This window comes from Streptomyces sp. NPDC028907 (assembly GCF_055564995.1).
On the sequence record NZ_JBVHVE010000007.1, the window covers coordinates 302,816 to 322,621 of the forward strand.

Consider the following 19,806-nt stretch of genomic DNA (forward strand, 5'->3'; position numbering starts at 1 on the left):
CGATCGTTGTACCGCACTCGGTCGCCCGGCACTTCGTCGGTCAATGTCCGGAAAAACACGCCCCGTTTGGGGTCGGTGTGGTACGGCGGAACCGGAGGACGCGCAACGTGGCGCAGTCCACAGCGGCCTGTCGCGGATCAACCTGTCGCGACGGCCGAACGGCCACGACAATGCCACTCAATGGCTTTGTCGCCTTTTTTGGGCGGGTCGTTCGTGCCGCTGGGCACACACGCTCGTTCTTCACTGCGGGGGCGGTCGGTGCGCCGTCCCCGGTGAGCTGGTCGTAGAAGCACTAACCGATGGGCGAGGGGTACGCATGACCGACACCGGCCAGGTCCCGGGCGAGGGACTGCCGGAGAGCGTAGGCATGGTGGAGCAGCCGGGCGCCCCCGCGGCGCACGGTTCGTACACCTACCTCTCCGAGACCACCGCCGAGGACGAAGACCTGCTGCTGCCCGGCTCCCAGGGCGCTTGGGGCAACGAGGTCGCCCCGCCGGCGCCGGAACCGGTCGTCGAGGCCGTGCACGAGCCGGACGCGCATGAGATCTCCGGCCGCGACAGCGGCTCGGTCGACCTCAGCGCCGTACGGCTGCCCGGCCCGTCGGCCCCCTCGACGCCGATCCCGCCGATCACTCCGCGCCGCCCCCTGCACCTCGGCCCGCCCATTCCCGACGCCTCCGCCAGCCCGGTCCGCTCGCTCGCCGACCGCGGCGCCGTCGGCGCACCCGTACGTCAGCCCGGCCAGGCCCCGGCCGGCCCCGAGTACCTCGACGTCCCGCAGCCGCACGAGGCGGCGGCCCCACAGCCGGCGGCACCCTGGGGTGCCGCCGCCCCGGCCGCCGTCCAGGTCCAGGCTCCGGCCCAGGTGAGCGCCGAGGGGACGGCTGCCGAAACGGTTGTCCCGACCGGACAGCCGGGAGTGGCGCAGGCTGTGGTGTCCGGGGTGGCCGGTGCCGCTCAGGGCGACGAGGTGCCCGCTGCCGTGCCTGTCGCGGATGCCGGTGAGGCGGCCGAGGGCCCCGAAGCCCAGGTGGTCGAGGCGGTCCAGGCGGCCGACGCCATCGAGGTGGCTCCCGAGGATCCCGCACCCGAAGCCGCCGCTCCGGTGGCCGACCCCGTCGCTGAGGCCGGGCAGCTTCCCGAGACGCCCCAGGCGCCCGCGGCCGAGGCCGACCAGGTTTCCGAGGTCCCCGCACCCGAGGCCGCGCAGCCTCCCGCGCCCGAGGCCGACCCCGCGCCCGAGGCCGACCCCGCGCCCGAGGCCGCGCAGGTCCCCGAGGAGCCCGCCGCCGAAGCCGACGCGATCCCCGACGCTCCCGCCCCGGAGGCGGTGCAGGCCCCCGACGCTCCCACCCCGGAGGCAGTGCAGCCCCCCGACGCCCCCGCCCCTGCGGCAGTGCAGCCCTCCGACGCCCCGGCTCCCGCCCCCGAAGCCGTCCAGGCTCTCGACACAGCCGAGCCCGAGGCCCCCGCACAGGTGGCCGAGCCGTCCGCACCCGAGGTTCCTCAGGCTCCCGAGGCCCCCCAGTTCCCGGAGGCCGCGCAGACCCCCGAGGCCCCCGCCCCGGCTGAAGACCACCTTCAGCCGACCCCGGAAGCCGCCCCCCTCCCGTCCGCATCGGATGTGGCGCAGGTCGACTCCGAGCCCGAGGCCGCACCCGCCCCTGAGCCCGAGCACCTCGCGCCGACCGAGCGGCCCGCGGACGCCGTCGCCGAACCCGCCGACATCGCCCCCGACGTCGTAACGCCCGAAGCGGCCCCGCAACCCCAGGGCGCCGAGCAGCCCGCCCAGCCGGAGAGCGGGCCCGCCGTGCCGGTCGCGCAGCCCGTCGAGGAGCCGCAGGCCCCCGAAGGCGCGGCCGATCCGGATCTCGCGCAGGAGCAGCAGCCGGGCGAGCAGGCCGCTCCGACCCACGCCCCCGGCGTCGACGAGCAGGCGGCGGCCGAGAGTGCCCCCCTCCCCGAAGCGGAAGCGCCCGTGGCGGAGCCCACGGCCAGGTTCCCGGAAGCCCCGCAGGCCCCGGAGGCCGGCGCCGAGCCGGCCGTGCCGCCCCAGCCCCTCGCCGCCGCGAACCAGGTCGTACAGGACGCCGCGGACGCCCAGCCGATCCCGGCCGAGGCCGCCGAGCCGTTCGTCGCCGAACCCGCCGGCCCGCAGCTCCGGTCCCCGGCCGCCGAGCCGGTGCAGGTCCTCCAGGACCCGGCCGAACCGACCGTCGAGCCCGCGGAGTCCGCCGAGGCCGGGGGCCCCCCGGCCCCGGCGGCCGAGCAGCCGCTGGGCCAGTTCGTCCCGGTCGAGGGTTCGGTGCCGACCACCCCGCACCTCGCTCCCACCCCGCCGCAGCCGCTCGTCCTCCCGGCGGAGGGGGCACCTGCCTCCGCCGCCACCGTCCCCGCACCCCGCGAGGGCGACCCCGGCCTCGTACAGGACGCGGAAGACCTGGACACCCGGGCCGCCGACCAGGAAGACCCGCAGGCCCCGGCAGCCCCGGAAGAAGAGAGCACGGCGGCAGTGGAAGAGGCACGACAGCCCACCGGCCCGGCCGCGCCCGCCTACGACGACGCCGAACGCGCGGCCGTCCTCAAGGTCATGCGCGAGCGCCGCGACATCCGTAACGGCTTCCGCAGCGACCCCATCCCGCACGATGTGCTGCTCCGCGTCCTGGAGGCCGCCCACACCGCGCCCTCCGTGGGGCACTCGCAGCCCTGGGACTTCGTCGTCATCCGGTCCGCCGACACCCGGCGCACCATGCACGAACTGGCGACGCGCCAGCGCGACGCGTACGCCAAGTCGCTGCCCAAGGGCCGGGCGAAGCAGTTCAAGGAACTGAAGATCGAGGCCATCCTCGACACCCCGGTGAACATCGTCGTCACCGCCGACCCGACCCGCGGCGGCCGCCACACCCTCGGCCGGCACACCCAGCCGCAGATGGCGCCGTACTCCGCCGCGCTCGCCGTCGAGAACCTCTGGCTCGCCGCCCGCGCCGAGGGCCTCGGCGTCGGCTGGGTCAGCTTCTTCGACGAGCGGGAGATGGTCCGCACGCTGGGGCTGCCCGAGCACCTCGAGGTCATCGCCTACCTGTGCGTGGGCTACGTCGACGAGTTCCCGGACGAGCCCGAGCTGATGCAGGCCGGCTGGTCCAAGCGCCGCCCGCTGTCCTGGGTCGTGCACGAGGAGACGTACGGCCGCCGCGCCCTGCCCGGTGAGGAGCCGCACGACCTGCTCGCGGAGACCGTCGCCCAGATCCGCCCGCTGGACGCCAAGGCGCTCGGTGAGGCCTGGGAGCGGCAGAAGCGGATGACGAAGCCGGCCGGTGCGCTCGGCATGCTGGAGATCATCTCCGCCCAGCTGTCCGGACTGTCCCGCCAGTGCCCGCCACCGATTCCGGAGCCCGCGGCCGTCGCGATCTTCGCCGGTGACCACGGCGTGCACGCCCAGGGTGTCACCCCCTGGCCGCAGGAGGTGACGGCCCAGATGGTCGCCAACTTCCTCGGCGGCGGCGCGGTCTGCAACGCGTTCGCCGGACAGGTGGGCGCCGAGGTGTGTGTGGTGGACGTGGGCGTTGCCGCCGACCTGCCCGCCACCCCCGGCCTCCTGCCCCGCAAGGTCCGCGCGGGCACCTCCGACATGACCACCGGCCCCGCGATGACCCGCGAGGAGGCCAAGCAGGCCATCGAGGTCGGTATCGAGACCGCCCGCGACCTGGTGGCGGCCGGCAACAAGGCCCTGCTGACCGGCGAGATGGGCATCGCCAACACCACCGCGTCGGCGGCCCTGATCTCCGTCTTCACGGACACCGACCCCGCCGAGGTGACGGGCCGGGGCACCGGCATCAACGACGAGACCCTCGCCCGCAAGACCGAGGTCGTCCGCCGCGCCATCGAGGTCCACCAGCCCGACCCGGCCGACCCCATCGGCGTCCTGGCGGCGATCGGCGGCTTCGAACACGCCGCGCTGGTCGGCCTGCTGCTGGGCGGCGCCTCGCTGCGTACGCCGGTCATCCTGGACGGCGTCAGCGCCGGTGCGGCCGCCCTGGTGGCCCGCGCCATCGCCCCCGAGGTCCTGGCCGCCTGCATCGCCGGACACCGCAGCGCCGAGCCCGGCCATGTGGCCGCCCTGAACAAGCTGGGCCTGCGCCCCCTGGTCGACCTCGACCTGCGCCTGGGCGAGGGCACGGGCGCGCTGCTCGCGCTGCCGCTGGTGCAGAGCACGGCCAGGGCGATGCACGAGGTCGCGACGTTCGACTCCGCGGGCGTCACCGAGAAGTGAGTCCGGACCGGGGCCGGGGGGATTGCGTTCCTGCGCGTCCCCCGGCCCCGCCGTACGCTGAGCCCACGTCTAAAATCCGCACGTCAGGGCTGCTCCAGCGCCGTAGCACCCATCGCACCGCCAGCACGAGGAGCCGCACCCTCATGGCCGAACACCCCGCCTACCCCGTGGGCCTCCGCCTCACCGGCCGCCGAGTCGTCGTCCTCGGTGGCGGCGAGGTCGCCCAGCGCCGTCTTCCGGCACTCATCGCAGCGGGCGCCGACATCACGCTCGTCTCGCCCGAGGTGACCCCGTCGGTCGAAGCCATGGCGGACGCCGGAGAGCTCACCTGGGAGCGACGCCCCTACGCGGACGGCGACCTCACCGACATCTGGTACGCCCTGATCGCCACCAGCGACCACGACGCGAACACCCGTGCCTCCGCCGAGGCCGAGCGCAACCGCGTGTGGTGCGTCCGCTCCGACGACGCCGACGAGGCCACCGCCTGGACCCCGGCGACCGGCCACAGCGAGGGCGTCACGGTCGCCGTCCTCACCACCGACGCCAAGGGCCGCGACCCCCGCCACACCGCCGCGATCCGCGACGCCGTCGTCGAGGGCCTGCGCGACGGCACCCTCGTCGCCCCGCACCACCGCACCCGCACGCCCGGCGTCGCGCTGGTCGGCGGCGGCCCCGGCGACCCGGACCTGATCACCGTGCGCGGCCGGCGCCTGCTCGCCGCGGCCGACGTGGTCATCACCGACCACCTCGGCCCGCGCGACCTGCTCACGGAGCTGCCCCCGAACGTCGAGGTGATCGACGCGGCGAAGCTGCCCTACGGCCGGTTCATGGCCCAGGAGGCCATCAACAACGCGCTGATCGAGCACGCCAAGCAGGGCAAGTCCGTCGTACGCCTCAAGGGCGGCGACCCCTTCGTCTACGGGCGCGGCATGGAGGAGGTCCAGGCGCTGGCCGAGGCGGGCATCGCCTGCACGGTCGTGCCCGGCATCTCCAGCTCGATCTCGGTGCCGGGCGCCGCCGGGATCCCGGTCACCCACCGGGGGGTCGCGCACGAGTTCACGGTGGTCAGCGGCCACATCGCCCCGGACGACGAGCGCTCCCTGGTCGACTGGCCGTCCCTCGCCAAACTGACCGGCACCCTGGTCATCCTCATGGGCGTCGCCACCATCGCGAAGGTCGCCGAGACCCTCATCGCCCACGGCAAGTCCCCGGACACACCCCTCGCCCTGATCCAGGAGGGCACCACGGCCGCCCAGCGCCGGGTGGACGCGACCCTCGCGACGGCGGGCGAGGCGGTGCTCGCCCACGAGGTGAAGCCGCCGGCGGTCATCGTCATCGGCGAGGTCGTGAACGTAGGACCGAACCCCTCCGCGTAACCGCGGGTAACACAACCCGTTCCAACCGTTGGCACCGTACCCAGGACAAGGCAGTATCACCCTGTGGCCGATCTCATCACCGTCGATGACCCCACCGACCCGCGCCTGCGCGACTACACGGGCCTGACCGACGTCGAACTGCGCCGCAAGCGCGAACCGGCCGAGGGCCTGTTCATCGCCGAGGGCGAGAAGGTCATCAGACGGGCGAAGGAAGCCGGCTACGAGATGCGCTCGATGCTGCTCTCCGCCAAGTGGGTCGACGTCATGCGCGACGTCATCGACGAGCTCCCCGCCCCGGTGTACGCGGTCAGCCCGGACCTCGCCGAGCAGGTCACCGGCTACCACGTACACCGCGGCGCGCTCGCCTCCATGCAGCGCAAGCCGCTCCCGACGGCGACCGAACTGCTGCGGTCCGCCCGCCGGGTGGTCGTCATGGAGTCGGTCAACGACCACACCAACATCGGCGCCATCTTCCGCTCGGCCGCGGCCCTGGGCATGGACGCGGTCCTGCTCTCCCCGGACTGCGCCGACCCCCTGTACCGCCGCAGCGTCAAGGTCTCCATGGGCGCCGTCTTCTCGGTGCCCTACGCCCGCCTCGACACCTGGCCCAAGGGCCTCGAATCGGTCCGCGAGGCCGGCTTCACCCTCCTCGCGCTCACTCCCGACGAGAAGGCCAAGACCCTCGACGAGGCCGCCCCGCACCGGATGGACCGGGTCGCCCTCATGCTCGGCGCCGAGGGCGACGGCCTGACCACCCAGGCCCTGGTCGCCGCCGACGAATGGGTCCGCATCCCGATGGCCCACGGCGTCGACTCCCTCAACGTAGGCGCCGCGGCCGCGGTCGCCTTCTATGCCGTGGCCACCGGCCGCCCCGAGCTCTAGGCCGTACGACGATGGCGCGGCGCCAGGCGATCGTCGCGGTCCTGCTCCGCGCCGACCGACTGCTCGCCGTCCGACGCGGCCCCGCCGTCGCGCGCCCCGGCTACTGGCAGCCGGTCAGCGGCAAGATCGAGCCGGGGGAGACCCAGCGCGAGGCCGTCGTCCGGGAGGCCCGCGAGGAGGTCGGCCTCAGCGTGGTCCCCCTGGCCAAGGTCTGGGAGTCCGAGACGGACGACGGCACCTTCCGCCTCCACTGGTGGACGGCGAACGCCGAGACCGGCGACGTGGTCCCAAACCCCCGCGAGGTCGGCGAGGCCCGCTGGGTCACCCCGGAGGAGTTCCTGTCCCTGGACCCGGTCTTCGAGGGCGACCGCGAGTTCTTCGAACGGATCCTGCCCGGCCTCTGACGTCCGTCAGGCCGGGACACCGCCTACTCGGAGATTTCGAACGTCGACCCGTACGACTCGGAGCCCGGATCCACCTGCTCGTGCTGCGGCCGTACGACGTCTCCGTCGCCGCCGAGACCGCGCTGCGGCCCCTGACAGCCCTGCGCCGCCGCGATGCCCAGCGCCACGAGCAGCGTCACCACGACGAACACGAACAACCGCTGCCGCAGCAGCTGCGGGTTGGCGGGACGGCGGCCGGTGCTCGTGTTCCGCGGTGCCGGACGACCGCCACCGTTGCGCTGCGCCGGCCGGCCGCCGTTGCCCGCGCGCGGGCTGTTGCGGGAGGCCGGCGTCGACCGGGTCCCGGACCGGGAGGCCGTACCGCTGTTCGCGGCGCTTCCGCCCCTCGCCGGAGGAACCCCGTCGCGCGCCGGACCGGGCCCTCGGGACGCGCCGTGGCCGCGCGGTGGCACGGCGCCGCGCGGCGGGGGAGTGCCCTGCGGCCGACGCTGGGCGCGCTGCGGCTCCGGGTAGGTGTCGGCGAGCCGCCCGGTCAGACGGTCCGCCTCGGCGGAACGCGGCGCGGGCGGGCGTACGTCCCCCAGTCCCTGCGCCTCGCGGGCCGCGATCTCCTTGAGACGCAGCGAGAGCTGCAGGGTGCTGGGCCGTTCCTCCGGGTCCTTCGCCAGACAGGCCCGCACCAGCGGAGCCAATGCGTCCGGTACGCCCTGGAGCTGTGCCTCCTCATGCACGACGCGGTACAGCATCACCTCGGAACTGCCGTGCCCGAAGGGAGAGTCGCCCATCGAGGCGTAGGCCAGCGTGGCGCCGAGCGAGAAGACGTCCGTGGCCGGGGTGACGGCGGCGCCGCGCACCTGCTCCGGGGCGAGGAAGCCCGGGGAGCCGACGGCGGTACCGACGTGCGTGAGGGTGGAGGCCCCCGTCGCCCAGGCGATGCCGAAGTCGATGATCCGCGGGCCCTTGGGGGAGAGGAGGATGTTGGACGGCTTGAGATCCCGGTGCACGACCCCGGCCTCGTGGACGGCGACCAGCCCCTCCGACAGGGCGGCCCCAACGGCGGCGACCTCCGCCGCGCCGAGCGGGCCCTCGTCGGCGACCTTGTCGTGCAGGGACGGGCCGGGCACGTACTGCGTGGCGAACCAGGGGCGCTCCGCTTCCAGGTCCGCGGCCACCAGCCGTGCCGTACAGCCCCCGCGAATCCGCCGGGCCGCCGAGACCTCACGCGCGAACCGCGAGCGGAACTCCTGATCCTCCGCCAGGTCGGGCCGGATCACCTTGAGCGCGACCCGCTGCCCCTTCTTGTCGGAGCCCAGGTAGACGACGCCCATACCGCCCGCGCCGAGCCTTCTGTGAAGCCTGAACGAGCCGACGACGCGCGGGTCCTCGCGCCTCAGGCGCATCATCGCCATGTTCATCCCCGCTGCCCGGTCCGTGTGACGAGCCACAGCTTACGTTTCCACGGGCCGCCGTGCGCAGAGGCCGCGCCCTCTCGGGGCGATGGATTGTCAGTGGTGGGTGGGAGACTTGAAGGGTGGTCAGGGGGCTGGCGAGCAGGGCTACTTCGATGGGCTTTGTCCCCCAACCACCCATCACAGAAGGGGGATTGAGCCCGTGAAGGGTGATCGCGTGGAGATAGTCGTGGATGCGGGAGACACGACGCGCACGTACGAGGTGGTGGCGAGCAGGGCGGGCCGCCGGGTCGAGACGGCGGTGCGCCGAGGTGTCGTGGAAGTGAGCGAAGTCACCCGGAACGGCTCGGTCGTACGTACGGCCCGTTTCATGGCGACCCGCGTCCTGGCGCTGGTCGAGCAGCCGGTGCCGCGTGAAGACAGCTCGGAGAAAGCGGGGCAGAGCGGGCGCCCCCTCCGGGAAGACCCCGAGACCTAGGTCCTCGTCTCCACCCAGGGGAGTACTCCGCAGGTCATGGCTCATCCTCCGGGAGGCCCGCCAATCGGTACGAGGGCATGACGTGCGGGAGGCGCCGGACGCCTAGATTTGAGGTCAAGCGGCGGGTGGCAGCACTCGTCCCCCGAGGTCAGACACCCGCCGCTGCCAACGACATCCGACACAGGTCAGGAGAGGGGCCATGGCCCAGACGGCACCGCGGACAGTGATCCGCATGCAGGAGCGCACGCTGCTGCGCCCCCGTCGCCAGGGCCGTCGCCACCCCTTGGTGGCGACGCTCATGGCCCTTCCCCTGGCGGCCCTTCTCCTCCTCGTCTTCGACGGCTGGGAGACAGTGGCCACACAAGCGTCGTCCGTGGGCGTGATGCTGGGGCGCTGAGCGGCGACCCCAGGCCCGGAAGAGCGGTCCGGGCGGGGACATCCACCCATGAAACCCCGTGGGGACGGGGGTGCGGCGGACGGCACAAATGCCGGCGCAGCTGGGGAGCTGCGCCGGCATTGCTTTTGCCTCCGACGGGGTGCCTCCGGCGGTTGAGTGGGGGTGCCTGCGGCGGCCTGCGCGGGTTGTGGGGGTGCGTGTTGCGCCTACGGGTCGGCTTGTCGGGACCGCGCCGGGAAGCGCCGCGTACCCTCGGCCCAGATCCCCGCATCCAAGGACGCCCGTGACCTCGAACCCCCTCCTGTCCGACCTCGCTGTACGAGCCGAGGTCGAGGCTCACTCGCGTACCTCTGTCTGTCCTTGCGGAGCAACCGTCACGCTCGCTGACCGGGTCGACGCCACCGTCGTTCGTCATGGTGAGACCGTGGCAAAGGCGCACGCCCACGGCATGGGGGTGGGCGAACTGGGCCCCCGCCTTGCCACGGCCGCCGCACTGCCCCACCTGCTCCTCGCCCCGCTCGGCCCGCAGCCCGTCGATCTGCATGGTCGGCTGGTGACCTTCTGGCCGTACGGCACTCCGGTGGATCCCAAGGATCCGGATGCGGCTCCTTGGGAGGCGGCGGCGTCGCTTCTTGCTCGGCTGCACCGAACGGCGGCTCCCGTTGCGCTGCCCGCCATGCGCGGTCCGGTCAAGGCCGCGTCGGCGGTGGCCCGGCTCCGGGCGATGGGTGCCGAGGGGGCGGGTGTCGGTGCCGTTCTGCGTGCTTGGGGAAGCCTTCCCGAGTGGGCGCGTGCCGAGGCCCCGCAGCCCGACACCGCCACGCTCTGCCACGGCGACCTCCACCTCGGCCAGCTCGTGCGTCACCCGGCGCCGCACGGCCCCTGGCTGCTGATCGACGTCGATGATCTCGGCGTGGGCGTGCCGGCCTGGGATCTTGGGCGGCCGGCCGCCTGGTATGCCTGTGGGCTGCTGTCACCCGAGGAATGGGATCGCTTTCTCGTCGCGTACCGCGCGGCCGGGGGCCCGGCCGTTCCCGGGGACGGTGATCCTTGGCCCGCGCTGGACGTGCCGGCCCGTGCCCTCACCGTGCAGACCGCGGCTCGGGCGATCAGCAAGGCCCAGGCCGAGGGCCGTCTCCTGGACGAGGTCGAGCAGGCACTCGTGGACGCATGTGACCGAATGGCTGCCGTCCCCCCTGAGTTGACCCACGGATACGCAAAGTAGTGTGCAACCGACCGCAGCCGGACAGAGTCTGTCCTGGCGATACACGAAGCAGGACCGACCGGCGAGGAGTTGAGCCGACCATGCAGTGTCCGAAGTGCCGAGCCCCGATGCACACCTACAACCGCAACGGTGTCCAGATAGAGCAGTGCAGCGGCTGCCGCGGGATCTTTCTCGACTACGGCGAGCTGGAGTCGCTGACCCGCCTGGAGTCCCAGTGGTCACAGCCGGCCCCGCCCCCTCCGGCCGCACCGCAGGCATATCCGGCCGCCCCCCAGGCGCCGGCCTGGGGCGCACCGCACGGAGGGCACCACGGCGGTCACTACGGCCACAAGCGGCACAAGAGCTTCGGCCACATGCTCTTCTCCAGCTGAGCCGCACCACGACGAAGCCCCCGGTCACAGGACCGGGGGCTTCGATGTGTGGACGATACTGGGATTGAACCAGTGACCTCTTCCGTGTCAGGGAAGCGCTCTCCCGCTGAGCTAATCGTCCTCGGGACCGTGATCGAGCCAGAAGGCCGAGATCACGGGGGTGATGCGTGCGCGATACTGGGATTGAACCAGTGACCTCTTCCGTGTCAGGGAAGCGCTCTCCCGCTGAGCTAATCGCGCGGGTCAGACCTTCGATGATCTGTCGAAGATCCAGTGGACGATACTGGGATTGAACCAGTGACCTCTTCCGTGTCAGGGAAGCGCTCTCCCGCTGAGCTAATCGTCCTTGGAGGTGGAGACGGGATTTGAACCCGTGTAGACGGCTTTGCAGGCCGTTGCCTCGCCTCTCGGCCACTCCACCAGGAGTGAGGGGTTCGGGAAGATCCCCTTGTTCCTTCGAGCGGACGACGAGGTTCGAACTCGCGACCTCAACCTTGGCAAGGTTGCGCTCTACCAACTGAGCTACGTCCGCCTGTCGTTTCGTTCCGCTCCCGCGGCCCGGCGACGTGTTGAACTCTAGCGGATTCCGGGGCCAGCACAAAAACGCGTTTGTGCAGCGTGCTGCGCTGCGCCTGCTCAGGGGCCTGCCGGAGCGCTCCGAAGGGACATGGTCAGGTCACCCGCAGGACACCCGCCATAGACTCGACTGCGTGCTCGACCTCGCTCCCCTCGCCCGCTTCGGCGCCCGACTCGCCACCGGACTCCTCGATGTCACCAGCGACCCCGCCGCCTTGGACTCCCGCGGCTTCTGGGCCGTCTGCGCCGACTTCGAGGGCGGTCTGACCTGCGCCCGATTCCGGGACGTACGCGATGAGCCCGTGCCCGCGCCGGTGCCCGGGAGGTGGGTCGGTCCGGCGGCCGGTGACTGGACGTCCTCGCTCGACCGCGCCGCGTACACGGCGGGGGTCCGCCGCATCCGCGAGTACATCGCGGCCGGCGAGGTCTACCAGGCCAACCTGTGCCGGGTCCTGAGCGCGCCGATCGGGGCGGACGCCGACGTGGACGCCCTGACCGCCCTGTTGGCCCGCGGCAACCCGGCGCCGTACGCAGGAACGATCCGGCTGCCGGCGCACGGTGTGGAGATCGCGACCGCGTCTCCCGAGCTCTTCCTGCGCCGGGACGGGCGGGTCGTCGAGTCGGGGCCGATCAAGGGCACCGGGCGCACCGAGGCGGACCTGCTGGAGAAGGACTACGCCGAGAACGTGATGATCGTCGACCTGGTCCGGAACGACATCGGACGGGTCTGCGCCACGGGGACCGTCACCGTCCCCGATCTGTGTGCCGTGGAGAAGCACCCGGGGCTTGTGCATCTGGTGTCCACGGTGCGGGGCGAGCTGGGTGCCGGCGTCGGCTGGTCCGAGCTGCTCGGCGCCTCCTTCCCGCCCGGGTCGGTCACCGGTGCGCCCAAGTCGAGTGCACTGCGGATCCTCGACGCGCTGGAGACGGCGCCGCGTGGGCCGTACTGCGGTGGCGTCGGGTGGGTCGACGCCGACCGGGGTGTCGGTGAGCTGGCCGTCGGGATACGTACGTTCTGGATCGACCGGGGCGAGGGCGTGCTGCGGTTCGGCACCGGTGCCGGGATCACCTGGGGGTCGGATCCCGAGGGGGAGTGGCGGGAGACCGAGCTGAAGGCGGCCCGGCTGCTCGCGGTAGCGTCGGGAGCGTACGCGGTGAGTGGAGAGGGACTGACGTGAAGATCTGGCTCGACGGCGGGCTCCAGGACATCGAGTCCGCCCGTGTCTCCGTCTTCGACCACGGGCTGACCGTGGGCGACGGCATCTTCGAGACCGTGAAGGCGGTGGACGGCCGTCCGTTCGCGCTGACCCGGCACCTCGACCGGCTGACGCGTTCGGCACGCGGGCTCGGTCTGCCCGATCCGGACCACGACGAGGTACGCCGCGCCTGCGCCGCCGTCCTGGAGGCCAACCCGATGCCGCTCGGCCGGCTGCGGATCACCTACACCGGCGGCCACGGGCCCCTCGGCTCCGACCGCGGCGAGCACGGCCCGACGCTCGTCGTCGCCCTCGGCGAGACCACCCGGCGCCCCGACTCCACGGCCGTCATCACCGTGCCCTGGACCCGTAACGAGCGCGGGGCGCTGACCGGTCTGAAGACGACCTCGTACGCCGAGAACGTCGTCGCCCTCGCCCGCGCCCACCAACACGGCGCCTCCGAGGCCCTGTTCGCCAACACGGTCGGACAGCTCTGCGAGGGCACCGGGTCGAACGTCTTCGTGGTGCTCGACGGCGAGATCCACACTCCGCCGGTCGCCTCGGGCTGCCTCGCGGGCATCACGCGCGCGTTGGCCGTCGAGTGGACCGGCGCGAAGGAGACAGACCTGCCGCTGGACGTGCTCGAGCGGGCCGACGAGGTCTTCCTGACCTCCACCCTGCGGGACGTGCAGGCCGTGCACCGGGTCGACGACCGCGCACTCCCGGGCGCGTCGGGTCCCGTGACCGCCAAGGCCATGCGGGTCTTCGAGGAGCGGTCCGGGGACGACCTGGATCCGTAGGAGCGGGAAATTGGGCTGCCGTGGGCCGGTGCGGTGGGTAGAACACCCCTGATGACCACGACCCTGCGGCCGACCGAGCCGCTTCAGCACCACGAGGACGGGACCCGTTCGCGCCACTACCAGGTGTGTGTGAACGGCCGTCCCGTGGGCACCCTCCGCCTCGGCACGCATCCCGTCTTCGGACCCGCGGTGGCCCGGATAACGACGCTGCGGATCGAGGAACCGGACCGGCGCCGCGGCCGCGGCACGGTGGCCGCCCTCGCCGCGGAGGAGGTGGCGCGCGGCTGGGGCTGCCGACGCGTCGAGACGACCGTCCCCGGCGACGCCGGACCGGCGCTGCGCCTCGCCACGGCGCTCGGCTACGTCGTCCGCAACCGCCGCATGGAGAAGGCCCTCGGCGACATACCGCCCGAGCCGCCGCCGGGCAGCCGGGCGCGCCCCATGACGGAGGCCGAGTACGCGACCTGGCTGGCCGAGAGCCACGAGGGTTACCTCCGCAGCTGGGCCGAGCGCGGGGTTCCGCAGGCCGAGGCCCGGGCCAGGTCCGAGCGTGACCACGCGGCACTGCTGCCGGACGGCATGCGCACGCCGAACGTGTTCCTGAGCGTCCTCGAGCACGAGGGCATCCCGGTGGGCACCCTGTGGGTGGCGGAGCGCGACGGCGTGGCCTACGTCTACGACGTCGAGACCGCCGCGGCCCACCGCGGCAAGGGGCACGGCCGCACTCTGATGCTGCTGGCCGAGGCCCAGGCGATCGGCGCGGGGTACCGGACCATCGGCCTCAACGTCTTCGCGGGCAACGCTCCCGCCGAGCGGCTCTACGAGTCACTCGGCTACGAGACACGGCAGTACGGCCTGTACAAGACGCTGCTGTAGCAGACCGGCGGGGTCGAGGGGCTGGCCAGAGGCCGCTCGTCGGGTCAGTCGCCCTGTTCGGCCAGCAGCCGGTCGGCGATCTCCTCGATGCGCTCGCGCAGCCCCTCCTGGCTCTTGCCGCCGTCCAGGCGCTCGCCGCCGATCACGTACGTCGGCGTGCCGGTCACGCCGATCGCCTTGCCCTCGGCCTGGTCGGCGTCGACGATCAGGATGTGCCGGCCGTCGATCAGCGCGGTGTCGAACTCCTCGGCGTCCAGGCCCAGTTCCCGGGCCGTCTCGACCAGGAAGGGTTCTCCCTCACGGTCCAGCTCCTCGACCCGGCCCAGCACGGCCTCGACATACGGCCAGCCCTGCCCCTGCTCCGCGGCCTCCTCGGCGGCCTGCGCGGCGGCGAAGGCGTGCTTGTGCTTCTCCAGCGGGAAGTGCCGCAGCCGAAGCTCCAGCCGGTCGCCGTAACGGGCACGCAGGGCACGGACGTCGTCCAGGGCGCCGCGGCAGTCGGGGCACTGGAGCTCGCACCAGATGTCGAGGACGGGGGCGGCGGGACGGTCGGAGGAGGAGTCGCTCATGGCCCCAGTCTCCCAGCAGCGGCCCGGGCGACCCAATCCGACCTGGTCGTACGTCCTCGACCGGCACCTGCGGAGGAGGCGACCCGGAGATCTCCCTGATGTCGGCCGCAGGCATGGCCGGGCGGGCTTGCCACGGTGCAGGATGGAAGGAACGAAAGTGCCCTGCCCGACCCAGCCTGCCTGGAGGACCGGATGATTGCCGAGACCGTCTGTTCCGCCGTCGCCGCGGCCGGCCTGGGCATCGCGGCGGTCACGGCGTACCGCAAGCGCTTCCTCGCGGCCACGCGCATCGTCGCGTACTCGCTGGTGCCGCTCGGGCTGGTGATGACCGGTGTCGTCGAGTGGCTGGCGGACACCGCGTTCAGCCCGACGGCCTGGGCCGGCTTCGGAGTCCTCGGGGCGTCCTGGCTGCTGTTCGCGAGCACCCGTGCGGTGGAGCGCCGACGCGGGGGCACCCGCAAGGAGCGCAAGGAGGCCCGTGCCGCCGCGCAGCGCGAGGCGGTGGCCCCGGCGGCCTCGCTGGGCGCGGGCTCCCGGCAGTCCACCAAGCCCGCGACCGCACCCCGGGCCGAGGCCTCGGACGACTTCAGCGACATCGAGGCGATCCTCAAGAAGCACGGCATATGACGGCCCTGCGCAGGGCCGAAACGACACAGTGGGTCGCCGCGCGGCCGTAAGCGATCACTACTCGAACCGGACATCACGGAATCCAGCGAACTCCCGCTCATTCCGGGCGTGTTGATCGCGCGACCAGGGGCAACTGCGCCATCATCTGCGCGAGATGCTGGACACGACACAGAGCGAGGCCGCGCCGGCTCAGGACGAACCTCGCGGGTGCCTTTTCGCCCTTTCCCAGCCACCGCTGATGATCTTCCTTGCGGTGATCGGGTGTCTGCTGCTCATGGCTGCGCTGCACGATCTGCTGTTGCTCTGAGCCGTACCCGCGGTCCCCGGCGCCACCCGCCGGGGTCCGCGTCGACACACCCGTCGTGTCAGCCGGCGGCTTCCTTGCGTCGCGCCCGGTAGGCAGCCACATGCAGCCGGTTTCCGCAGGTACGGCTGTCGCAGTAGCGCCGTGAACGGTTGCGGGAGAGATCCACGAAGGCGTGCCGACAGTCCGGCGCCTCGCAGCGCCGTAGCCGCTCCTGCTCCCCGGCGACCACGAAGAACGCCAGCGCCATGCCGCAGTCGGCCGCCAGATGGTCGGCGACGGAGGCGCCGGGCGCGAAGTAGTGCACATGCCAGTCGTAGCCGTCGTGGTCCGTCAGTCGGGGAGTGGTGCCCGCCGCGGCGACCAGCTCGTTGATCAGCCCGGCCGCCTTGCGGGCCTCCGGCTCCGCGAAGATCGCGGCGAACCGCCCCCGAACCTTGCGCACCGCCGACAGATCGAACTCCGACAGCACACCGACATCACTGATCTCGTGCTTTCGTACGAAATCGGCGAGAGTCGCGACGTCCGGCAGTCCGTCCGGCGTGTCGTCGCCCTCCGGCGAGGTGTTCACCAGGTCCACCACGGCATCGAGTGCACACCGGGTGTCATGGGTGATCAGCACGTTTCGCTCCCTGGCCTGGGTCGGGCGGGTCGCCCGCCGATGCTGGCCGATGGTAGTGGCTCACGGCGCCGACACATCGGCCGAGCCCGCACATGGCTTCGAATACAACGCCGGGGAGGCGCCGACGGTTCCCGTCGCACCCAGGCCGGCGCTACTCACCGTCACTCTCGCACCACCGCCCTCGCCGGTCACAGGCACACCAACGCCGCCCCCGTGGAGCGGAGGCGGCGTGATGTGTGCCGTATGCGGTTGTCTTGGCCCGAGCCGTCTCCCCGAGTCGACGGCGCCGGGCGGCCTTGAGGGGGACGCCTCGCCCTAGCTTTCCGCCAGGATGTGCGAGAGCTCCTGATCGAGATCGAAATGCCGATGCTCCGTACCGGGAGGCACGGCGGCATCCGTTCGCTTCAGGAAGGACTCCAGAGCCCGTGCCGGGGCCTCGAGCAGCGCCTCGCCCTCCGGAGAGCTCAGGGCGATGCAGACGACGCCCTGGCCGTGGCTGCGCGACGGCCAGACACGGACGTCGCCGGTTCCGGTGGGCCGGTGGAGGCCCTCCGCGAGGAGGTCGCGGGCGAACACCCACTCGACGGTCTCCTCGGCTCCGGTGTGGAAGGTGGCGTGCACGGCGTAGGGGTCGGCCGTGTCGTACCGCAGGCCTGCGGGGACAGGCAGGGAGGACTCGCTCGACACAACGAGGCGCAGGTGCAGCTCGCAGCTGACCGTGGTGTTCATAAGCGCCAGGGCCTTTCGCTCAGTGTGCGCTCGGGGATTCGCACGTCGGCGAAATCGACATGCCACCTACGGTGCCGTTGTAAACCCCTCTGAGTGTTTTGCGTGTGTTTACGTAACTCTTCCGGCCGAGAACCAGTTCGCGAGGTACGCCCATTCCGGTGACTGGTTTCGGTCCGGTAGGGTTTGGCCGTATGAATACGGGGAGTAACGAGCCGGGCGAAGTTGCCGTGGCGACGGGACAGATCGAAGTGGACGGTGTGAAGGGCGACAGCGAGCAGGGCCTCGGTTCGAGAGCGCCGGAGTTCATCAAGGCGCGCCGGGTACTGCATGTCAGCTGGCAGGTGGGTGTCTTCGTCATCGGCCTCGCGGTCGTGGTCGCTGGCATCATCATGCTGCCGCTGCCAGGTCCCGGCTGGGTCGTGATCTTCGGGGGCATGGCGATCTGGGCGACCGAGTTCGTCTGGGCCCAGCTGGTGCTGCGCTGGACCAAGCGCAAGGTCACCGAGGCGGCCCAGCGGGCCCTCGACCCGAAGGTGCGCCGCCGCAACATCATCCTGACGACGATCGGCCTCGTGATCGTGGGCGCGCTCGTCGGTTTCTACGTGTGGAAGTTCGGCATAGTCATGCCCTGGAAGATCAAGGACCAGTGATCCGCGACGGGGTGCGGACGTCGTCCGGTGCGGGTTCGCGCTGGTCACCCGCACCCCCTGACATGGGGTAATGTACTTCCTGCGCCCGGGCGATTAGCTCAGTGGGAGAGCGCTTCGTTCACACCGAAGAGGTCACTGGTTCGAACCCAGTATCGCCCACCCGGGTACGACGGCCCGTCTGCGAGAGCGGACGGGCCGTCGTCGTTTGCGCGCGCCGACGGGCGAGTGCCAGCCGATGGGCGCCTGCCGGCGCCGGCCCACGTCGAGCGAGGGTCAGCAGCCGGTGCAGCCGGTGCCGGCCAGTGCCGGTGAATGCCCGTCCACTCCCGGCGAGCGCCGTCCGACGCCCGTCGATACCCGTCCGTGTCGGCAAGCGCCCCCTCCGCGCTCATCCGACGCCCGCCCTTCCCGGCTCCGCCCTCCCTTCCCGGTTCCGCCCGTGCCAACCCCGCTCGGTCCGCGCCGGTCCACCCACGTCGGCCGCCCCCGGCCAGGCGAATTCCGGCCGATCAATTCCCCTGTGTGAGTGGCCAGTTCACGTTCGGTCGGTCGACCACGCCTGTTCTACCTGCGGAGTTGGGCGATCCGGCGCCCGAATCGTTCCCGACGGGCCGTCAACTCACCGCGCCGGTCCACAAGAAATTCCTGTCCGAATCATTGACGCACCACGAGGCCCCTCGTAGCTTGTGCCAGCAAGCGCTTACTTGAAACGATTCATGCAGTCGGCGATGACGCTGCGGGGAGGGGGCCCAACCATGGGAACCAGCAGGAATGTTGAGAGGCGTACGATCCTGAAGGCGGCCGGGGCCTCCGCGGCCGTGGTCGGCCTGGGTGCGACCACCGCGTGCGGTGGCGACAGTGGCTCCGGCGACGGGACGGTGACGCTCCGTTACGCGTGGTGGGGTGGCGAGCCGCGCACCATCGCCATCAGGAAGACGATCGCACTCTTCGAGAAGAAGTACCCGAAGATCAAGATCAAGCCTGAATTCACGGACTATGAGGCGTTCTGGGAGAAGTTCCAGACCCAGGCCTCCGGCGGTAATCCGCCGGACGTTTTCCAGAATGCGGTCGGCTTCCTGCGCAAGTACGACAAGCGCGGTGTGCTGATGGATCTCAAGACGCAGGCGGACGCGGGCAATCTGAGCCTGGACAACTTCCGCAACGGGGTCCTGTCGGCCGGTCAGGCCGACGGCAAGCAGCTCGGTGTGCCCGTCGGCGCCAACACCATGGCGCTCGTCATCGACCTCAAGGCCTTCGAGAAGGCGGGCGTCGAAGCGAAGATGGGCTGGACCTGGGACGAGTACTTCGACGCGCTCCAGACGATCCAGGACAAGCTGAAGATCGCCGGCGACACCGGCTACTTCAGCATCATGTACCTCTACGACCTCTATCTGCGACAGAACGGCAAGGCCTTCTTCACCGACACCGACCTCGGCTTCACCGAGGACGATCTGACGCAGTGGTGGGAGGACGGCTACAAGCGCGTGCGGTCCGGGCTGGTCGCCGACCCCAAGAAGGTCGAACAGGTCAAGCCCAAGTCCGCGCTTTCGGCGGGGCTCGCCGCCTCCGAGTTCACCTGGGACAACTTCTCCATCCGCTACGAGGGCGAGGGTGAGTCCGACTACGGGCTCGCGCCGATCCCCACCACGGACGGCAAGCAGACCGGCCAGTACCTCGGCTCGCTGATGCTCAGCGCCTTCTCCGGGACCAAGCACCCCAAGGAGGTCGCCCAGTTCATCGACTTCATGGTCCACGACCCCGAGGTCGGCAAGATCATGGGCTACGACCGAGGCATCCTCGCCACCACCGAGCAGTACGAGGCGTTCACGCCCACCGACGACAACAACAAGGGCGTCAAGGCGTACGAGGAAGAGGTCGCCAAGGCCGGCGTCCTCGGCAAGATCACCCCGCATCCGTCCGGTGCCGACGTCATCGAGGCGGCCTTCCTGCGCATCGGCGGCGAGGTCGCCCAGGGCAAGACCAAGCCGGCCGACGCCGCCAAGGCACTGTTCAGCGAGGCCAAGGCCGCGTTCGCGGGCTGAGGG

At 71.7% G+C, this 19,806-nt stretch carries 19 protein-coding genes and 6 tRNA genes; 16 read left to right on the forward strand and 9 right to left on the reverse strand.

The window, feature by feature from the left end; translation table 11 throughout:
- The first annotated feature begins 316 nt into the window (after positions 1-316).
- The 4 genes from cobT (at position 317) to ACZ4UU_RS23520 (ending at position 6,932) form a co-directional block, all read left to right on the forward strand.
- Positions 317-4,270, forward strand: a complete 3,954-nt coding sequence (gene cobT / locus ACZ4UU_RS23505) for a nicotinate-nucleotide--dimethylbenzimidazole phosphoribosyltransferase (protein ID WP_471905344.1) — start codon at positions 317-319, stop codon at positions 4,268-4,270.
- Positions 4,271-4,413: 143 nt separating this feature from the next.
- Entirely contained in the window at positions 4,414-5,646 is a 1,233-nt protein-coding gene (gene cobA, locus ACZ4UU_RS23510) for a uroporphyrinogen-III C-methyltransferase (protein ID WP_383459172.1), read from the forward strand.
- 63 nt (positions 5,647-5,709) lie between these two features.
- A complete protein-coding gene (locus ACZ4UU_RS23515; RefSeq protein ID WP_471905345.1) occupies positions 5,710-6,528 on the forward strand; it encodes a TrmH family RNA methyltransferase in 819 nt (272 codons plus the stop codon).
- An 11-nt stretch (positions 6,529-6,539) separates the two neighbouring features.
- Positions 6,540-6,932, forward strand: a complete 393-nt coding sequence (locus tag ACZ4UU_RS23520; RefSeq protein WP_471905346.1) for an NUDIX domain-containing protein — start codon at positions 6,540-6,542, stop codon at positions 6,930-6,932.
- 23 nt (positions 6,933-6,955) lie between these two features.
- Here the strand turns inward: ACZ4UU_RS23520 and ACZ4UU_RS23525 are convergent, their stop codons facing one another.
- Complete coding sequence (locus ACZ4UU_RS23525) at positions 6,956-8,347, reverse strand: serine/threonine-protein kinase (protein ID WP_471905487.1); 1,392 nt, start codon at positions 8,345-8,347, stop codon at positions 6,956-6,958.
- Positions 8,348-8,543: 196 nt separating this feature from the next.
- On the opposite strand from ACZ4UU_RS23525, the gene ACZ4UU_RS23530 reads away from it, so the two are divergent.
- From ACZ4UU_RS23530 to ACZ4UU_RS23545, 4 genes are all read left to right on the forward strand, one after another.
- Entirely contained in the window at positions 8,544-8,819 is a 276-nt protein-coding gene (locus ACZ4UU_RS23530; RefSeq protein ID WP_383459162.1) for a hypothetical protein, read from the forward strand.
- A gap of 199 nt (positions 8,820-9,018) precedes the next feature.
- Positions 9,019-9,216, forward strand: a complete 198-nt coding sequence (locus ACZ4UU_RS23535) for a hypothetical protein (RefSeq protein ID WP_062722625.1) — start codon at positions 9,019-9,021, stop codon at positions 9,214-9,216.
- A gap of 283 nt (positions 9,217-9,499) precedes the next feature.
- Entirely contained in the window at positions 9,500-10,441 is a 942-nt protein-coding gene (locus ACZ4UU_RS23540; RefSeq protein WP_471905347.1) for a phosphotransferase family protein, read from the forward strand.
- 80 nt (positions 10,442-10,521) lie between these two features.
- A complete protein-coding gene (locus ACZ4UU_RS23545) occupies positions 10,522-10,812 on the forward strand; it encodes a TFIIB-type zinc ribbon-containing protein (protein WP_078916175.1) in 291 nt (96 codons plus the stop codon).
- Positions 10,813-10,861: 49 nt separating this feature from the next.
- On the opposite strand, the gene ACZ4UU_RS23550 is transcribed toward ACZ4UU_RS23545, so the two are convergent.
- From ACZ4UU_RS23550 to ACZ4UU_RS23570, 5 genes are all read right to left on the reverse strand, one after another.
- Positions 10,862-10,933, reverse strand: a tRNA-Val gene (locus tag ACZ4UU_RS23550).
- A gap of 47 nt (positions 10,934-10,980) precedes the next feature.
- A tRNA-Val gene (locus ACZ4UU_RS23555) sits at positions 10,981-11,052 on the reverse strand.
- 34 nt (positions 11,053-11,086) lie between these two features.
- Positions 11,087-11,158 (reverse strand) — tRNA-Val (locus ACZ4UU_RS23560).
- Position 11,159: 1 nt separating this feature from the next.
- Positions 11,160-11,233 (reverse strand) — tRNA-Cys (locus ACZ4UU_RS23565).
- A 38-nt stretch (positions 11,234-11,271) separates the two neighbouring features.
- Positions 11,272-11,344: transfer RNA gene (locus ACZ4UU_RS23570), tRNA-Gly, on the reverse strand.
- Between the two features lie 178 nt (positions 11,345-11,522).
- Between ACZ4UU_RS23570 and ACZ4UU_RS23575 the strand changes: the two genes are divergently transcribed.
- The 3 genes from ACZ4UU_RS23575 to ACZ4UU_RS23585 are packed head-to-tail and all read left to right on the forward strand — an operon-like array spanning position 11,523 to position 14,260.
- Positions 11,523-12,566 carry a chorismate-binding protein gene (locus ACZ4UU_RS23575; RefSeq protein WP_471905348.1) on the forward strand — a complete coding sequence of 348 codons (1,044 nt, stop codon included), beginning with the start codon at positions 11,523-11,525 and terminating at the stop codon, positions 12,564-12,566.
- The gene (locus ACZ4UU_RS23580; protein WP_471905349.1) at positions 12,563-13,384 is read left to right on the forward strand and encodes an aminotransferase class IV; all 822 of its coding nucleotides are present in this window, start codon (positions 12,563-12,565) and stop codon (positions 13,382-13,384) included. The genes ACZ4UU_RS23575 and ACZ4UU_RS23580 overlap by 4 nt, the downstream gene beginning before the upstream one ends.
- A gap of 51 nt (positions 13,385-13,435) precedes the next feature.
- Positions 13,436-14,260, forward strand: coding sequence for a GNAT family N-acetyltransferase (locus ACZ4UU_RS23585; RefSeq protein ID WP_471905350.1), 825 nt, complete (start codon positions 13,436-13,438; stop codon positions 14,258-14,260).
- A 44-nt stretch (positions 14,261-14,304) separates the two neighbouring features.
- Here the strand turns inward: ACZ4UU_RS23585 and ACZ4UU_RS23590 are convergent, their stop codons facing one another.
- Positions 14,305-14,829, reverse strand: a complete 525-nt coding sequence (locus ACZ4UU_RS23590; protein WP_471905351.1) for a DsbA family protein — start codon at positions 14,827-14,829, stop codon at positions 14,305-14,307.
- Between the two features lie 192 nt (positions 14,830-15,021).
- On the opposite strand from ACZ4UU_RS23590, the gene ACZ4UU_RS23595 reads away from it, so the two are divergent.
- Positions 15,022-15,456: a hypothetical protein gene (locus tag ACZ4UU_RS23595; protein WP_471905352.1), complete on the forward strand. Its 435-nt coding sequence runs from the start codon at positions 15,022-15,024 to the stop codon at positions 15,454-15,456.
- A gap of 154 nt (positions 15,457-15,610) precedes the next feature.
- Complete coding sequence (locus ACZ4UU_RS23600; RefSeq protein WP_167366237.1) at positions 15,611-15,763, forward strand: hypothetical protein; 153 nt, start codon at positions 15,611-15,613, stop codon at positions 15,761-15,763.
- A gap of 58 nt (positions 15,764-15,821) precedes the next feature.
- Here the strand turns inward: ACZ4UU_RS23600 and ACZ4UU_RS23605 are convergent, their stop codons facing one another.
- Positions 15,822-16,382, reverse strand: a complete 561-nt coding sequence (locus ACZ4UU_RS23605; protein WP_471905353.1) for a CGNR zinc finger domain-containing protein — start codon at positions 16,380-16,382, stop codon at positions 15,822-15,824.
- Positions 16,383-16,697: 315 nt separating this feature from the next.
- Positions 16,698-17,111, reverse strand: a complete 414-nt coding sequence (locus tag ACZ4UU_RS23610) for an SsgA family sporulation/cell division regulator (protein ID WP_004002642.1) — start codon at positions 17,109-17,111, stop codon at positions 16,698-16,700.
- 191 nt (positions 17,112-17,302) lie between these two features.
- Between ACZ4UU_RS23610 and ACZ4UU_RS23615 the strand changes: the two genes are divergently transcribed.
- The 3 genes from ACZ4UU_RS23615 (at position 17,303) to ACZ4UU_RS23625 (ending at position 19,803) form a co-directional block, all read left to right on the forward strand.
- Positions 17,303-17,761 carry a TIGR02611 family protein gene (locus tag ACZ4UU_RS23615; protein WP_217214528.1) on the forward strand — a complete coding sequence of 153 codons (459 nt, stop codon included), beginning with the start codon at positions 17,303-17,305 and terminating at the stop codon, positions 17,759-17,761.
- An 87-nt stretch (positions 17,762-17,848) separates the two neighbouring features.
- Positions 17,849-17,920, forward strand: a tRNA-Val gene (locus ACZ4UU_RS23620).
- Positions 17,921-18,516: 596 nt separating this feature from the next.
- Entirely contained in the window at positions 18,517-19,803 is a 1,287-nt protein-coding gene (locus ACZ4UU_RS23625; RefSeq protein WP_471905354.1) for an ABC transporter substrate-binding protein, read from the forward strand.
- The last annotated feature ends 3 nt before the right edge of the window (positions 19,804-19,806 follow it).